We start from the raw sequence: 15,044 nt of genomic DNA, 5'->3' as shown, positions 1-15,044 counted from the left end.
CCGCGACCGCGATGCGCGGCGGCTATGGCAAGGCCGACATCCTGCATGGCTGCACGCTGCAGGTCGATATGGGCCAGATCGCAGTGATCGTCGGCCCGAACGGCGCTGGCAAATCCACCGCGATGAAGGCCGTTTTCGGGATGCTGCCGCTGCGCGAAGGCAGCGTGAAGCTGGATGGTGAGGATATCATCAAGCTGTCCCCGCAAGAGCGCGTTTACAAGGGCATGGGGTTCGTGCCGCAGGTTCACAACATCTTCCCGACCATGACGGTCGAGGAGAACCTTGAAATGGGCGCCTTCATCCGCAAGGACGACATCAAGGACACCATCGAGCAGGTCTATCATCTGTTTCCCGCCGTGGCCGAAAAGCGCAAGCAGGCGGCAGGCGAATTGTCCGGCGGCCAGCGTCAGCAGGTGGCCGTGGGCCGCGCGCTGATGACCCGGCCCCGGCTTCTGATGCTGGACGAGCCGACCGCAGGCGTCAGCCCCATCGTCATGGACGAGTTGTTCGACCGCATCATCGAAATCGCCCGCACCGGCATCTCGATCCTGATGGTCGAACAGAATGCCCGTCAGGCACTGGAGATCGCTGATATCGGCTATGTCCTTGTGCAAGGCACCAATCGCTACACCGACACCGGCGAGGCCCTGATGGCCGACCCGGAAGTCAGACGCACATTCCTGGGGGGCTGAGCCATGGATATTCTCAACGCCCTTGTGGTCTTTCTGAACTTCGTCTTCATCCCCGCTGCCGCCTATGGCGCACAGCTTGCGCTTGGCGCGCTTGGGGTGACGCTGATCTACGGTATCCTGCGCTTTTCGAACTTTGCCCATGGCGACACCATGGCCTTCGGCGCGGCCATCACCATCATCGTGACATGGGGGCTGCAATCACTGGGCATTTCGCTGGGCGTGCTGCCGACGGCGCTGCTGGCCCTGCCCTTCGGCATCGCCGCCACCGCGCTTCTGGTGCTGGGCACCGACCGCGTCGTCTATAGGTTCTACCGGGTGCAGAAGGCCGCACCGATCATCTTCGTGATGGCCTCGGTCGGGGTCATGTTCGTCATGAACGGCCTGACCCGTCTGATCATCGGCGTCGATGAACAGCGCTTCGACGACGGCGCGCGCTTTGTCATCACGGTCCGCGACTTCCGCGAAATGACCGGGTTGCAGGAAGGTCTGGCCTTCCGCACCACGCAGGCGCTGACGCTGGTTATCGCGGTGCTGGTGGTCTGGGCGCTTTTCTGGTTCCTGAACCGCACCAAGTCGGGCAAGGCGATGCGCGCCTATTCCGACAATGAGGATCTGGCGCTGCTGTCGGGGATCGATCCCGAAAAGGTCGTGCGCATGACATGGATCATCGCGGCGGGTCTCGCGACCATTGCGGGCGTGCTTTACGGCCTCGACAAGTCCTTCCGGCCCTTCAACTACTTCCAGATCCTGCTGCCGATCTTTGCCGCCGCCATTGTCGGCGGGCTTGGCAATCCGCTGGGCGCAATCGCAGGCGGCTTTATCGTCGCCTTTTCCGAGGTTGCGATCACTTACCCTTGGGTCAAGGTCGCGGGCTATCTGTTCCCGAACTGGGAGCCGGGCGGACTGCTGCAACTGCTGGGGACGGAATACAAATTCGCGGTCAGTTTCGTCATTCTGATCGTGGTGCTGCTGTTCAGGCCAACCGGCCTGTTCCGCGGAAAATCGGTGTAAGGAGGTCAGGACATGTCAACCAATCGTCAAGCCTCTGCCGCAAACCCGTGGCGCGCCCCGATCTTCTTCGCCATCCTTGCAGTGCTGTTCATCCTTGAGGGCACCGTTCGTAACGGCATGTTCTCGGGTAGCTGGAACACCGCACTAGCCATCCTGAACGTCGGGCTGATCTCGGCCATCGTGGCGCTTGGGGTGAATATGCAATGGGGCTATGCCGGCCTCTTCAACGTGGGCGTCGTGGGCTTTCTGGCCCTTGGCGGCCTTGCCCCGGTTCTGGTCTCGCTGCCGCCTGTCGAGGGCGCGTGGCAGGCAGGCGGTCCGCGTCTGCTGCTGTCGCTGGCCGTCGGACTTGGCACGCTGGCGCTGGCCAAGGTGGTCTGGACCCGGTTCCGAAAGGGATGGGCCGTCGCCCTGATCCTGTTGGCCGGTCTGCTGCTTTATCGCTGGCTCTTCGGCCCGGCCTCGACCGCGATCGAGGCGAACAACCCCTCGCGCTATGGCAATATCGGCGGCCTTGGCATGCCGGTCCTGCTGTCCTGGCTGGTCGGCGGTGCCTTTGCGGCAGCGGCGGCATGGGCGGTGGGCAAGGTCGCGCTTGGCCTGCGTTCGGACTATCTTGCCATCGCCACGCTGGGCATCGGCGAGATCATCGTCTCGGTCCTTCGTAACGAGGAATGGCTGGCGCGCGGCGTCAACAACATCACCGGCGTTCCGCGCCCGGTGCCTTACGAGATACAGCTTCAGCAGAACCCCGAATTCATCGACTTCGCCGCCCGTTGGGGCTTCAGCGTGGCCGAGGCCTCGGGGATCTGGGTCAAGATCTGCTATCTGTCGCTGTTCCTTGTCGTGCTGCTGTCGATCATTCTTCTGGCCGAACTGGCGCTGAAATCGCCATGGGGCCGGATGATGCGGGCCATCCGCGACAACGAAACCGCCGCTGAGGCCATGGGCAAGGACGTGACCGCCCGGCATCTGCAGATCTTCGTTCTCGGCTCTGCCGTGATCGGGATCGCGGGCGCGATGATGGTGACGCTGGACGGGCTGATGGCGCCGACCCAGTATAACCCGCTGCGCTATACCTTCCTGATCTGGGTGATGGTGATCGTCGGCGGCTCGGGCAATAACTGGGGCGCGGTTCTGGGCGCGGTTCTGATCTGGTTCCTGTGGATCAAGGCCGAAGTCTGGGGTCCGAACCTGATCGGCTTCCTTGTCTCGCCGCTGCCTGCGGGCGACGTGAAGACGCATCTTCTGGGCAGCGCCGCGCATATGCGCTTCATCGCAATGGGGGCGGTGCTGCTACTGGTGCTACGCTTCGCGCCAAGGGGCCTTGTCCCCGAGAAGTGACACCACTTCTGCCTTAATTCCAACCGGCGCCCCTGCGGCGCCGGTTTTATTTTATGCAGCCGCCGGTTGTCTTTGGCTCTGCGGACAAGCGGGGATTGTCAGCCCCCACAGGCTCGCCTAGCCTGCCGCTTATGACCGATCTCAAAGCCGCCATAGATGCCCGCCGCGAGGCGCTGATCGCGCTGACGCAAGACCTGATCCGTATCCCGACGCTGAACCCTCCGGGCCGCCATTACCGCGACATTTGCGACTATCTTGAGGCGAGGATGGCGCCGCAGGGATGGGATTGCGAACTGGTTCGCGCCCATGGCACCCCCGGCGACAGCGAGGAATTTCCGCGCTGGAATATCGTCGCCCGTCGCAAGGGCAGCCGCCCCGGCGATTGCGTGCATTTCAACAGCCATCATGACGTGGTCGAGGTCGGTCATGGCTGGACCCGCGACCCGTTCGGCGGCGAGCTGGACGGCGACAAGATTTACGGGCGCGGCGCCTGCGACATGAAGGGCGGGCTGGCCGCCAGCATCATCGCCGCCGAGGCTTTCGTGGCCACCCATCCCGATCACGCCGGCAGTATCGAGATCAGCGCCACCGCCGACGAGGAATCGGGCGGCTATGGCGGTGTCGCCTATCTGGCAAGTCAGGGCGCGTTCGCCCATGTCCAGCATGTCATTATCCCCGAACCGCTGCACAAGGACCGCATCTGTCTGGGCCATCGCGGCGTCTGGTGGGCCGAGATAGAGACCCAGGGCCGGATCGCGCATGGCTCGATGCCGTTCCTTGGCGATTGTGCGGTCCGGCATATGGGCGCGGTGCTGGAAGAGATGGAGGCGACATTGTGGCCGCTGCTGGCCAGCAAACACACCGAGATGCCGGTGATCCCGGAAGGGGCGCGATCCTCGACGCTGAACATCAACTCGATCCATGGCGGCGCGGCGGAGCAGGCGGCGGATTTCACCGGGCTGCCCGCGCCCTGCGTGCCCGACCGCTGCCGGATCATCATCGACCGCCGCTTCCTGATCGAAGAGGATCTGCGCGACGTGAAGGCCGAGGTCACCGCCCTGCTGGAGCGAGTGAAGGCTCAGCGGCCCAGTTTCCGCTATGAGGTGCGCGACCTGTTCGAGGTAGTGCCCTCGATGACCGACAAGGATGCCCCCGTCGTGCGGACCACGGCGGCGGCGATTCAGCGGGTTCTGGGGCGCGAGGCGGGTTATGTCGTCAGCCCCGGCACCTATGACCAGAAGCATATCGACCGGATCGGCAAGCTGAAGAACTGCATCGCCTATGGGCCGGGGGTGCTGGATCTGGCGCATCAGCCGGACGAGTGGATCGGCGTGACGGATATGCTGGACAGCGCCAAGGTCATGGCGCTGGTGCTGGAGGATCTGCTGTTGGGCCAGCCGTGAAGAAGATGGCGCGGGCTCTATCTTAAAATCGCGCTGCATGAGACAATTCCACCTGTCCGTGTGCGAAAGGAAAGCAGGATGAACACCGAACAGGGCGTCTTGCGGCTGTCGATCATCATGACCTTCATCGTCGCAGCGGTGGGCGTGGGGTTCGGTATCCTCTCCGGCTCGGCCTCGATCATTTTCGACGGGATTTACTCGCTGACCGATGCCAGCATGACCGTGGTGGCGCTGATCGTGGCGAACCTGATCACCGCCCGCCTGTCCGAGAAACGGCAGGCCCGGCTGGTCAAGCATTTCACCATGGGCTTCTGGCATCTGGAGCCGATGGTGCTGGGCCTGAACGGTGTCCTGCTGACCGGCGCGGCGATCTATGCGCTGGTCACCGCGATTGGCAGCATCATGGCGGGCGGACGGGATCTGAATTTCGGCGGCGCGATCATCTATGCGGTGGTCGTGGTGACTGCCGCAGTGGCGATGGCCGTCAACAATTATCGCGCCAACCGCAAGATCAAGTCGGGCTTCGTGGCGCTGGATGCGCAGGGCTGGGCGATGTCGGCGGCGCTGACCGGCGCCCTGCTGATCGCCTTCATCTTCGGCTGGCTGATCCAGGGCACCGAATGGCAGTGGATGACCCCCTATGTCGATCCGGTCGCGCTGGCGCTGGTCTGTATCGTGGTGATCCCGCTGCCGATCCCGACCATCCGCCGCGCGCTGGCCGATATCCTGCTGGTCACGCCCACGGATCTGAAGGCCCATATCGATCAGATCGCCGCCCGCACCGTCGAGGCCCAGGGCTTTCTTGGTTACCGCGCCTATGTCGCCCGCGTCGGTCGCGGCCGCCAGATCGAGCTGTTCTTCATCGTCCCCACCGGCCTGCCGCCCCGACCGCTGGAGGACTGGGATGCCATCCGCGACCAGATCGGCCACGAGATCGGCGGTGAAAGCCCCGACCGCTGGCTGACCATCGCCTTTACCACCGATCTTGAATGGGCCGAATGATCCGGCTGAACCGCAAGCCACGTTGACGCGTTTCTCATCCGCCCCCACATCGGGGAAAGATGTTGAAAGGATGCCTTGGATGAGCCTGCCCGTCCCGACCCGGCCCGCACTGGACATTGAACTGGACCGGATTGCCCGGAACCAGATCGCGGCGCGCAGCGTGATGATGCGCGGCGTCGAGGCAATCGGCCGCCTGACCGAGGGTGCGGCGACCACCATCCTTGGCATGTCGCCGATCTCGCTTGAAAAGGTCATGGAAAGCGCCTTTCGCCAGCTTTACGACCTGTCGGGCAAGACCGATCAGATCAGCGTGGTCCGCGACACCCCCCGCATCGCCAACCGCGCGGCAGCGATTGCCAGCGGCGCAGCGGGCGGCTGGTTCGGGATCGCGGGGATCGTGCCGGATCTCATCGCCTCGACCACGGTGATCTTCAACTCGATCCAGAAGGTTGCGCGCGAGCATGGCTTTGACACATCAGACCCCGAGGTGCGGCTGGAATGTCTGGCGGTGTTCCAGTTCGGCGAACCGGGCGAAGGCGGCGACGCGGCGGCGAAATCCTTTATCGCCAACCGGCTGCTGACCAACGGGCAGACCGTATCGGCGCTGATCTCGCGCTTCGCGGCAGAGTTCGCCACGCGGATCACGACCAAGCTGGGGGCACAGGCGGTGCCGATCATCGGCGCGGCGACGGGGGCGGCAATCAACTACGCCTTCGCCGATTACTATGAGCGGGTGGCGGATGTGCATTTCAGCCTGTTGAAGCTGGCGAAAGAGCATCCAGAGGCCGATATCGAGGCGGCCTATCGCGAGGCGCTGGACCGGGCCAAGGACCGCCCGAAGGTCAGCTTTGCGGAACGCTTGCGCAAGCGCACCGTACGGAACGATCAGGGGACGGGTTTGGGTAAAACCTGAAGTAACTCAATACCCGCTTTCTGGTAAAGGGCCATCATTGAACAGGTAATCGTACATTTCCTGCAAATAGCGATACAGGGTTTCTTCGTCATCCAACCCGTGGTTGGCATGCTTATCATACCATTCCAAAGTCACCAGCCGCTTTTCCAGAACCTCATCAAAATTCCTTCGGATGATCTCGGACCATTCGGGTTCAAGCTGCAAGCCTTCCTTGAGCGCATCAAGATCGTAATTATTCGTATGAGCAAACAGATGGATCATCATCATCCATTCGTAGGGAACTGGTTTCTTGTCCATAGCTCTCTTCCTCAATTTCCTACCGGATACATCGTGATAAGCTGCGGCTCACCATTGGACGAAAACTTGAAAATTGCTACAGCAATTCCATCTTTGAAATCTATTTCTTCTGTTCCAAAAGGATTACGCCTCGACCCCACACGCCTTACTCCTTCGACTTTATTCGCATAGTTTAAACCCAGGGCATCTTCCAGCGAAACCTCAACTTCAAAAGATCCGCGGCGGACTGATATACTATGAATCGATTCATCTCGGAGATCCCGATATATAGATGACCGCCGTATATGAGTTTCTGCAACAACAAATGCCTCCTCCGTTTTGAATCGTGTTGCGGCCCTTGGTGCCGAATGTGTTCTACCGATTTTTTCACCGTCCATCGTGGTTCCGGTCATTGGATCAATGCCGCGCAAGACACGATCCTCAAGCATCTGCTTCGTCACCGCACCTTCGTGGCGCTGCGGGCCGTGCCCTTGTGTTTCAAGTTCAGCAAATCGGCGGGCAATCAGCATTTCGGTCGTTTGCCGTCGCGCTGGCAACAGTGCTTTAACCCGTGTTGCCGCAGCCAGTATGCCGATCGTCGTTATACGGAATGGCGCCCTTGCAAGACGAACTCCAAGTTTCGCTGCGGCCGTGGTTAATGCAATCCCGCCAAGTGCCGTCGACGCATCCAGATAGGCGACATCGCGATATGCGCGAAGCAGGGTTTCTTCGGAAACCAGTCCAAGTCGATACTCCAGATCAAGTTGCCGCAGATCGGCGTGTTGCGCGGTTACGTGCTCGACAAAAGCATGGGCCAAACTTTCAACGGCATCGGCATCCAAGTTCTCGACTGCTTTGATCGCCGCCGATAGCTTCTGGTGCAGTTCCCGAAGCTCAGCTTCTTCTGCGGGCCGCAGATCACCACCAAAATCGCGCACGCCCAGGTAAAGGTATCTAACCACGGGAATGCTCGTCCGCACCCCATCAGCCAGCGTATCCAACAGTGCGTCTTGCAAGCCCTGCCCCTCAGCCGTCGCTATGCGTGCGGACAATCCCACGGCAACCCTGACGTCAGTCAGCAGGATTGCGCCATCAAGGATGGCTGGCTCAGCAAAACAACGACAATTGTATCCATCACCGGGATGGCCGTCGCTGAACCTATTGTCCCACGAGAACAACCTGTCGTCGCGTTCAGCGTGTGCTGCACGGACCTTGATATCATCGCGGCTACGCCAGATATAATGTGTGACCCCCAACTGCTGTTGGCGCCATTGATTCACTACGGCGGAAAAACGCTCCGTCAGCTGATCGGAAATCTCTGCGATCTTGTCATAACGATTGGACGGGCTATCCGTCTCCGGTAAGTCAGCTATCAGCGATTCGAAATTGGAAACATGTCTGAATATCAGTTCATCGACATTCTCCACTTCGGGATCAGGAATGATCTTGGCTCGTTGGAAAACACCTAACAGATAGGCCCAACTCTCTTTCGAGACATCATGCAAGCGCATTTCAAAAGTCGAAAGCGTAAAGCTATCGACGGTTACTTCTTTCACCTCTGGTAGCGAAGTCTCTCCTTGCAAACGCAAGACGAGGCTGGCCTGTCCACCACGGCGGATAAATTCCGCAAAGTTAGCAAAACTGGTCATGGCGATCCCACAATTGATCGCCAAAAAATAATCGTAGAAACTCTAACAAGATCTTAATCAGGCGTACGTACGCAACGCGCCTTCTAGAACGGCACGTCGTCGTCAGCGATCCCGACCGACTGAACATAAGCAGCCTTGATGTTCTTGAAGCCCGCCTCGAACTGAATGGTCAGCGTATCCTCGGCCATGCCCATCACTTCACCCTCGCCGAATTTCGGGTGGATGACGCGGTCGCCAACAGTAAAGCTGGAGGCCGGGCTGGCATTGATCGTCACCGGCGTGCGGTGAACCGGCCCCTTGCGTTCCACAGCCCGCGCCTGCATCCGCTTCCAGCCGGGTGAGTTATAGACATCGGCCTTGGCCGCGCGATCATACATCGCGTCGCCCGGACTAGCCCCGGCGAAGGCCATCGCCGCGCCGTAGCCGCCACCGTAAAGGCCGGGCGGGGTCAGCACCTCGACATCATCGGCTGGCAGTTCGTCGATGAAGCGCGACGGCATTGAGGATTGCCACTGGCCGTAAAGCCGCCGGTTCCCCGCGAAACTGATCGTCGCCAGACGCTCGGCCCGGGTGATGCCGACATAAGCAAGCCGCCGTTCCTCTTCCAACCCTTTGGTGCCGCTTTCGTCCATGGCGCGCTGGTTGGGGAACAGCCCATCCTCCCATCCCGGCAGGAAGACCAGCGGGAATTCCAGCCCCTTGGCGGCATGAAGCGTCATGATGCTGACCTGCTCACCCGCCTCGCCATCATCCCGGTCCATAACCAGCGCGACATGTTCAAGAAAGCCCTGAAGGTTTTCGAATTCTTCCAGCGCCTTGACCAGTTCCTTGAGGTTGTCCAGCCGCCCCGGCGCGTCGGGGGATTTGTCGTTCTGCCACATCGCGGTATAGCCGGATTCGTCCAGCAGGCGTTCGGCCAGTTCGACATGGCTGACGGTGCTGTCGATCGCATCCGCATGCCAGCGCCCGATCCCGGTCACGAAGTCGCGCAGATTGGTCAGCCCCTTGCCGCCCAGATGGCCTTCCTCGACCACGATCCGCGCGCCGTCCAGCAGCGACACACCATTTTGCCGCGCCACCACCTGAATGGTCTGCAACGCCTTGTCGCCAAGACCGCGCTTGGGGGTGTTCACGATCCGCTCAAACGCCAGATCGTCGGCGGGGCTGACCACCAGCCGGAAATAGGCCATCGCGTCGCGGATCTCGGCCCGTTCATAGAAGCGCGGGCCGCCGATCACGCGGTAAGGCAGGCCGATGGTCATGAAGCGATCCTCGAAGGCGCGCATCTGGTGGCTGGCGCGGACAAGGATCGCGATATCGTTGAGGCTTACTTGCCCGATGGCGGCGCGATGGCCGCCGTGGAAGGCCTCGATCTCTTCGCCGATCCAGCGGGCCTCAGCCTCGCTGTCCCAATGGCCGATCAGGCGGACCTTTTCGCCCGGCTCTGCATCGGTCCACAACGTCTTGCCCAGCCGCCCCTGATTGGTCGCGATCAGCCCCGAGGCAGCGGCAAGGATCTGCGGGGTCGAGCGGTAATTCTGCTCCAGCCGGATCACCTGCGCGCCGGGAAAATCCTTCTCGAACCGCAGGATGTTGCCGACCTCGGCTCCGCGCCAGCCATAGATCGACTGATCGTCATCGCCTACACAGCAGATGTTTCGATGCGCCTGCGCCAGCAGCCGGAGCCACATATATTGCGCAACGTTGGTATCCTGATACTCGTCCACGAGGATATAGCGGAACCGATCCTGCCAGCTTTTCAGCACATCCGGATGCGCCTGAAACATGGTCACGCAATGCATCAGCAGATCGCCGAAATCGACGGCGTTCAGGGTCAGCAGACGTTCCTGATAGGCCGCATAAAGCCTGCCGCCCCAGCCGTCGAAACTGGCCGCGTCGCCCTTGGGCAGGTTCGGCGGGGTCAGGCAACGGTTCTTCCAGCCATCGATCAGCCCGGCCAACTGCCGCGCGGGCCAACGCTTCTCATCCAGATTTTCGGCCGCGATCAACTGCTTCAACAACCGGATCTGATCGTCTGTGTCCAAAATGGTGAAGCTGGGCTTCAGATGCAGCGTGCCGTTGCCGATCAACTCGGCATGGCGGCGCAGGATCTTGACGCTGATCGAGTGGAACGTGCCCAGCCACGGCATCCCCTCGACCACCTCACCCAAAAGGCGCGCGATCCGGTCCTTCATCTCGCGGGCGGCCTTGTTGGTAAAGGTCACCGCAAGGATTTGCCCCGGTCGCGCCTTGCCCAGCATCAAGAGATGCGCGATCCGCGTGGTCAGCGCCCGCGTCTTGCCGGTCCCCGCACCCGCCAGAAGCAGAACCGGCCCATCCAACGCCTCGACCGCCGCGCGCTGCGCCGCGTTCAGGCCGTCCAGATAGGGCATCGGCCGTGCCGCAGCGGCGCGCTGCGACAGAGGGACGGGTTTATCGGAATCGTCGATCAGGTCCATCGCCTCAACATAAGCGCAAGCGCGGCACAAGGAAAGCCTGTGTTCCGCTTATGTTCCAGCCCCTGCATTGGTCGCCAAATATCCTCGGGGGTCTGGGGGTGGAAAACCCCCAGCTAGGCCCGCAACCCCGCGAAGGTCATCGGGTCCAGCGAGGATTGCGCAAAGGTCGGCCCGTCCACCAACAGACTGACCGCATCATGCGAATGCAGCGATTCCTGATGGCTGGCAATGATGCGGAAATCGCCGAAGCGGTCGTCCTCCTGCAATTCCTTGGCAAAGGCGCGCACGGCGTCCTCGACGAAGATCGGATTGGCGGCGTTTAGCTCTGCAAAAGCCTGCTCGTCCTCGCGCTTGACCATCACCTGCGTTTCGGTCGGCACGGCGCGGCGGCACAGTTCCACCATATCCTCGAACCAGACCTTCTCCGGCCCCTTCATCACCGCCGAAATCCGCGCGACCGAGCGTTGCGAATGCGGCGTTGCCAGACGGCCCCGCGTCTCGCGCGCATGTTCGGACAGTTCCAGCGAGCAAGGGCAGGTCGAGGAATATACATAGTCGAAATGCATGATCCGCAGCCGCTGACCCTGATGTTCCAGCACTTCCTGCGCGATGTCGTAATATTGCCAGCCGGACAGACCCGACCGCAGCGAGTCGACCCGGATTGGATAGGAAAACCGCATCTGAATCCGCGCATCGAAGGCATCCAGATCGGATTTGTAATCGTCCAGCGCGGCCTCCAGCACCTTCAGGCTGAACAGATGCTCGGAATGGCCATAGAAGGACCGCATGATCCGGCTCATATTGATGCCCTTGCGGTCGGCCTCAAGGCTGACGGTGCCGGTTACGCTGGTTTCCAGCGCGATCTCTCCACCGTCACGGGTCTGATAGCGGATCGGCAGCCGGAAATTCGAAATGCCGACATGCTGGATCGGTGCGCGCGCACCGACGATCAGGCTGGCGGGGCCGTTCTGAAGATCGGGCAGCCCTGCCTTATAGGTGTCGCTCACCCGGAACTTCGCATCATATTCACGGATCAGCGCGGGATAGGCGGGCACGATCGGACGGGCTTCGGTCATAGAGCTTACCTCTGGACAGCCAAATGGCACTTATGCCCGAATATGGGGGCATGGGTCGCATTTCTAAAGTGTCTTGCGCCGGTCCCGTAGCGAAAACCGGCGCATGAGGGGTTTTAAGCGGCGATCACGCCCCAAGCGCGCCGTTCAGGTCGGCGATCAGGTCGGCAGTATCCTCAAGCCCGATCGAGACCCGCAGCAGGCCCGGCGTGATGCCCAGCTCTGCCTTGATCTCGTCGGACAGCCGCTGGTGGGTGGTCGTCGCCGGGTGGGTGACGATGGATTTCGCATCGCCCAGATTGTTGGAAATCTTGACGATGTTCAGCCGGTCCAGCGCCGCGAAGGCGGCTTCTTTGCCACCCTTGACCTCGATCGCGATCATCGTGCCGCCCGAACCCATCTGCCGCATCGCCAGATCATGCTGCGAATGATCGGCAAGCCCCGGATAGATCACCCGGCTTAGCGCGGGATGGCCCTGCAACGCCTTGGCAATCGCCAGCGCGCTGTCGGCCTGTGCCCGGACCCGCAGATCCATCGTGGTCAGGCCGTTCAGCATGATCCAGCTATGGAACGGGCTGATCGCGCCGCCGGTATGTTTCAGATAGGGCTCGGCCACCTCGCGAACGAATTGCCGCGTGCCGCAGATCACCCCGGCCAGCGCGCGCCCGCCGCCATCGATATGCTTGGTCGCCGAATAGACGACCACATCGGCCCCCTGCTCGACCGCTTTCGAAAAGACCGGCGTGGCAAAGACATTGTCCACCACGACCAGCGCCCCCGCCGCATGGGCGATATCGGCAACGGCCTTGATGTCCACGATCTCCAGCCCCGGATTCGACACCGATTCGAAGAACACCGCCTTGGTGCCGGGCCGGATCGCAGCCTGCCACTGATCCAGATCGGTGCCATCGACATAGCTGACCTCGACCCCATAGCGGACCAGCAGGTCCAGCACATAGAGGCAAGACCCGAACAGCGCCTTCGCAGCGACCACATGATCCCCCGTCCGGCACATCGAGAACAGCGCCCCGTTCACCGCAGCCATGCCGCTGGCGGTCGCAAACGCATCCTCGGTCCCTTCCAAAGCGGCGATCCGATCCTCGAACATTCGGGTGGTCGGGTTGCCGTAGCGGGCGTAGATGAATTCATCCGGGCCAGTGCCCTGAAAGCGCTTTTCGGCCTGTTCGGCGCTGTCATAGACAAAGCCCTGGGTCAGGAAAATCGCTTCCGCCATCTCGCCATATTGGCTGCGACGGGTGCCGTGATGAACTGCTTGCGTGCGGGGACCATACCCGCCGTTCGAGGCTTGATCTGTCATCTTGGATATGCCTTGTGCTAACAGACCGGGGTTAGCGCCCGGCGCCGCCGCGTGCAAGCGGAACCGGCAGACTTCCGGCCCGGCGCCACACTGCGGAAAACATCCATACTTACTTTCAGTTCATTAACCAAATGGACAGCTATGAAAAAACCGACAGTCTGGGTAAGTTTTTCCTGCAATCGGGGAAACCGGGATCGCAGGATCTCCGGAATGCCCTGATGAGCCGCAGATGGGATGACGGTGTGGTGTCTGACTGGTCCGTGGCTCGAATGCGCTCCGCGTTTTTGGCGAGAGGGCATTTGCAAACGGACTGCGCGCATCATGCGCCCGGTCTGCCGAGTGGTACGGAGTTTATTCGTTCCGCCGTCATATCAGCATCATCGCCAGAACTGGCGACGGTGCCGAAACTGGCGGTCTTTTAACAGTTGCCCTGCCGCTAGGCATGGTCGAGGCGCGTTTTCCGCCCCCGGTGCGGATAGTGTTTTGTGTTGTTGTGAGTGATGCCTGGACCCGGAGCCAAGGGGGCGGATATCCGCCCCCTTGCTGCGTTTTGATTACAGGTAATCGCCGCGCTGCAATCCGTATTTCGCCATCTTCTCGTTCAGCGTCCGGCGCGGCAGGCACAATTCGTCCATGACGCTGGCAATGCTGCCCTTGTGACGGCGCATCGTGTTGTCGATCAGCATCTTTTCGAAGCTCTCGACATATTCCTTCAGCGGCTTGCCCTCGGTCGTGGTGGCCTGCTGGTTGTCATCGCCATCCGCCATCAGAAGCGAGGCGATGCTGCCCGAGCCGCGACGGTTCTGCAGCACCGCACGTTCGGCCACATTGATAAGCTGACGGATATTGCCCGGCCACGGCGCCTGCAACAGTTGCGCCGCCTCTTGTGCCGACACTTGCGGCGGCTCGCAGCCATATTCCTCGCTGAACTGTTCGGCCATGCGGGTGAACAGCGCCAGAATATCCTCGCCCCGCGCGCGCAGCGGCGGCAGGGTGATTTTCAGCGCCGACAGCCGGTAGAACAGATCGGGGCGCAGCGAATCCTCGGCCTTGCGGCCCTCGCCGCGCGCATTGGAGATTGCGATGATCCGGGTTTCCGCCGGGGTGCCCTGTTCGCTGATAAAGGCCAGCAGACGAGCCTGAAGCGGCTCTGACAGGGCCTCGATATCCTCAAGCGACAGCGTGCCGCCACGGGCTTCCTCAACGGCAGGCAAACCATCTTCCAGCGGACCGAAGAGGCGCGCGGTCAAGGCTTCGTCGCTATAGGCCGCGCAGGATACCGGGATGAACTTCTTCGAGGCGCGCGGCCCGACCGCATGTAGCGCATGCGCCACCAGCGTCTTGCCGGTGCCGGTCTCGCCGTCGATCAACACGTGACCATCGGCCTGTCCCAGATCCAGAATATCCTCGCGCAGGCGGTCCATGACCGGGCTGGTGCCGATCAGCTTCGACATCACCTGCTGACCTTCCGACAGGTCACGCCGCAGGGCGCGGTTGTCCAGTGTCATCCGGCGCGTTTGCGTGGCCTTCTTGGCCAAAGCGGTCATCTTGTCGGGATTGAACGGCTTTTCCATGAAATCCATGGCGCCGATCCGCATCGCCTCGACCGCCATCGGCACATCGCCGTGGCCGGTGATCATGATGACCGGCAGGCCCGAATCCAGCCCCATCAGCCGTTTCAGAAATGCGATGCCATCCATCCCCGGCATGCGGATGTCCGACACGACGATCCCCGGCCAGTCCGAGCCGATCACCTTCAGCGCGTCCTCGGCACTGGCATAGGTCTCTGTCTCGAAGCCGGACAGGACCAGCCACTGACTGATGGACTCACGCATGTCAGGTTCATCGTCTACGATCGCGATCTTCAGTTTGCGCGACATCCGTCGGTTCCTCTCTCGAATAGT

Annotated in this window: 11 protein-coding genes and 1 pseudogene; 6 read left to right on the top strand and 6 right to left on the bottom strand. The window is 61.4% G+C overall.

Features of this window, described 5'->3' with window-relative positions; genetic code table 11:
- Positions 1 to 11 precede the first annotated feature (11 nt).
- The 6 genes from JJJ17_RS01775 to JJJ17_RS01750 all read left to right on the top strand — a co-directional run bounded on the left by JJJ17_RS01775 (position 12) and on the right by JJJ17_RS01750 (position 6,365).
- Positions 12 to 692: an ABC transporter ATP-binding protein gene (locus tag JJJ17_RS01775; protein ID WP_407673335.1), complete on the top strand. Its 681-nt coding sequence runs from the start codon at positions 12 to 14 to the stop codon at positions 690 to 692.
- A gap of 3 nt (positions 693 to 695) precedes the next feature.
- A complete protein-coding gene (locus tag JJJ17_RS01770; protein ID WP_200683334.1) occupies positions 696 to 1,703 on the top strand; it encodes a branched-chain amino acid ABC transporter permease in 1,008 nt (335 codons plus the stop codon).
- Positions 1,704 to 1,715: 12 nt separating this feature from the next.
- Positions 1,716 to 3,047 (top strand): branched-chain amino acid ABC transporter permease, encoded by a 1,332-nt coding sequence (locus JJJ17_RS01765; RefSeq protein ID WP_200683333.1) that lies wholly within the window; start codon positions 1,716 to 1,718, stop codon positions 3,045 to 3,047.
- Between the two features lie 131 nt (positions 3,048 to 3,178).
- The gene (locus tag JJJ17_RS01760; protein ID WP_200683332.1) at positions 3,179 to 4,450 is read left to right on the top strand and encodes an acetylornithine deacetylase/succinyl-diaminopimelate desuccinylase family protein; all 1,272 of its coding nucleotides are present in this window, start codon (positions 3,179 to 3,181) and stop codon (positions 4,448 to 4,450) included.
- Positions 4,451 to 4,528: 78 nt separating this feature from the next.
- Entirely contained in the window at positions 4,529 to 5,452 is a 924-nt protein-coding gene (locus JJJ17_RS01755) for a cation diffusion facilitator family transporter (RefSeq protein ID WP_200683331.1), read from the top strand.
- Between the two features lie 79 nt (positions 5,453 to 5,531).
- Positions 5,532 to 6,365, top strand: coding sequence for an EcsC family protein (locus tag JJJ17_RS01750; protein WP_200683330.1), 834 nt, complete (start codon positions 5,532 to 5,534; stop codon positions 6,363 to 6,365).
- A 6-nt stretch (positions 6,366 to 6,371) separates the two neighbouring features.
- On the opposite strand, the gene JJJ17_RS01745 is transcribed toward JJJ17_RS01750, so the two are convergent.
- The 6 genes and pseudogenes from JJJ17_RS01745 to JJJ17_RS01720 form a co-directional block, all read right to left on the bottom strand.
- Complete coding sequence (locus JJJ17_RS01745; protein WP_200683328.1) at positions 6,372 to 6,662, bottom strand: hypothetical protein; 291 nt, start codon at positions 6,660 to 6,662, stop codon at positions 6,372 to 6,374.
- Between the two features lie 11 nt (positions 6,663 to 6,673).
- Entirely contained in the window at positions 6,674 to 8,290 is a 1,617-nt protein-coding gene (locus JJJ17_RS01740) for a phage minor head protein (RefSeq protein WP_200683327.1), read from the bottom strand.
- Between the two features lie 83 nt (positions 8,291 to 8,373).
- Positions 8,374 to 10,749 carry an ATP-dependent helicase gene (locus JJJ17_RS01735; protein WP_200683326.1) on the bottom strand — a complete coding sequence of 792 codons (2,376 nt, stop codon included), beginning with the start codon at positions 10,747 to 10,749 and terminating at the stop codon, positions 8,374 to 8,376.
- 113 nt (positions 10,750 to 10,862) lie between these two features.
- Positions 10,863 to 11,831 (bottom strand): annotated as a pseudogene (folE2, locus tag JJJ17_RS01730) (GTP cyclohydrolase FolE2); the annotation flags it as partial.
- 118 nt (positions 11,832 to 11,949) lie between these two features.
- Positions 11,950 to 13,140: an O-succinylhomoserine sulfhydrylase gene (gene metZ, locus JJJ17_RS01725; protein WP_200683324.1), complete on the bottom strand. Its 1,191-nt coding sequence runs from the start codon at positions 13,138 to 13,140 to the stop codon at positions 11,950 to 11,952.
- Positions 13,141 to 13,694: 554 nt separating this feature from the next.
- Positions 13,695 to 15,020 (bottom strand): sigma-54-dependent transcriptional regulator, encoded by a 1,326-nt coding sequence (locus JJJ17_RS01720; protein WP_200683323.1) that lies wholly within the window; start codon positions 15,018 to 15,020, stop codon positions 13,695 to 13,697.
- Between the last annotated feature and the right edge of the window lie 24 nt (positions 15,021 to 15,044).

Origin of the sequence: Paracoccus caeni (assembly GCF_016629665.1) — a bacterium.
Lineage (GTDB): Bacteria > Pseudomonadota > Alphaproteobacteria > Rhodobacterales > Rhodobacteraceae > Paracoccus > Paracoccus caeni.
Note: the sequence above shows the minus strand (reverse complement) of the source record. Positions and strands in the feature narration are given on the sequence as shown.

Bases quoted from the DNA above. Each gene is read 5' to 3' on its own strand.
- JJJ17_RS01745 (WP_200683328.1), bottom strand. From the start codon at position 6,662: ATGGACAAGAAACCAGTTCCCTACGAATGGATGATGATGATCCATCTG.
- JJJ17_RS01765 (WP_200683333.1), top strand. From the start codon at position 1,716: ATGTCAACCAATCGTCAAGCCTCTGCCGCAAACCCGTGGCGCGCCCCG.
- JJJ17_RS01775 (WP_407673335.1), top strand. From the start codon at position 12: ATGCGCGGCGGCTATGGCAAGGCCGACATCCTGCATGGCTGCACGCTG.
- JJJ17_RS01740 (WP_200683327.1), bottom strand. From the start codon at position 8,290: ATGACCAGTTTTGCTAACTTTGCGGAATTTATCCGCCGTGGTGGACAG.
- JJJ17_RS01750 (WP_200683330.1), top strand. From the start codon at position 5,532: ATGAGCCTGCCCGTCCCGACCCGGCCCGCACTGGACATTGAACTGGAC.
- JJJ17_RS01760 (WP_200683332.1), top strand. From the start codon at position 3,179: ATGACCGATCTCAAAGCCGCCATAGATGCCCGCCGCGAGGCGCTGATC.
- JJJ17_RS01770 (WP_200683334.1), top strand. From the start codon at position 696: ATGGATATTCTCAACGCCCTTGTGGTCTTTCTGAACTTCGTCTTCATC.
- JJJ17_RS01755 (WP_200683331.1), top strand. From the start codon at position 4,529: ATGAACACCGAACAGGGCGTCTTGCGGCTGTCGATCATCATGACCTTC.
- JJJ17_RS01735 (WP_200683326.1), bottom strand. From the start codon at position 10,749: ATGGACCTGATCGACGATTCCGATAAACCCGTCCCTCTGTCGCAGCGC.
- metZ (WP_200683324.1), bottom strand. From the start codon at position 13,140: ATGACAGATCAAGCCTCGAACGGCGGGTATGGTCCCCGCACGCAAGCA.
- JJJ17_RS01720 (WP_200683323.1), bottom strand. From the start codon at position 15,020: ATGTCGCGCAAACTGAAGATCGCGATCGTAGACGATGAACCTGACATG.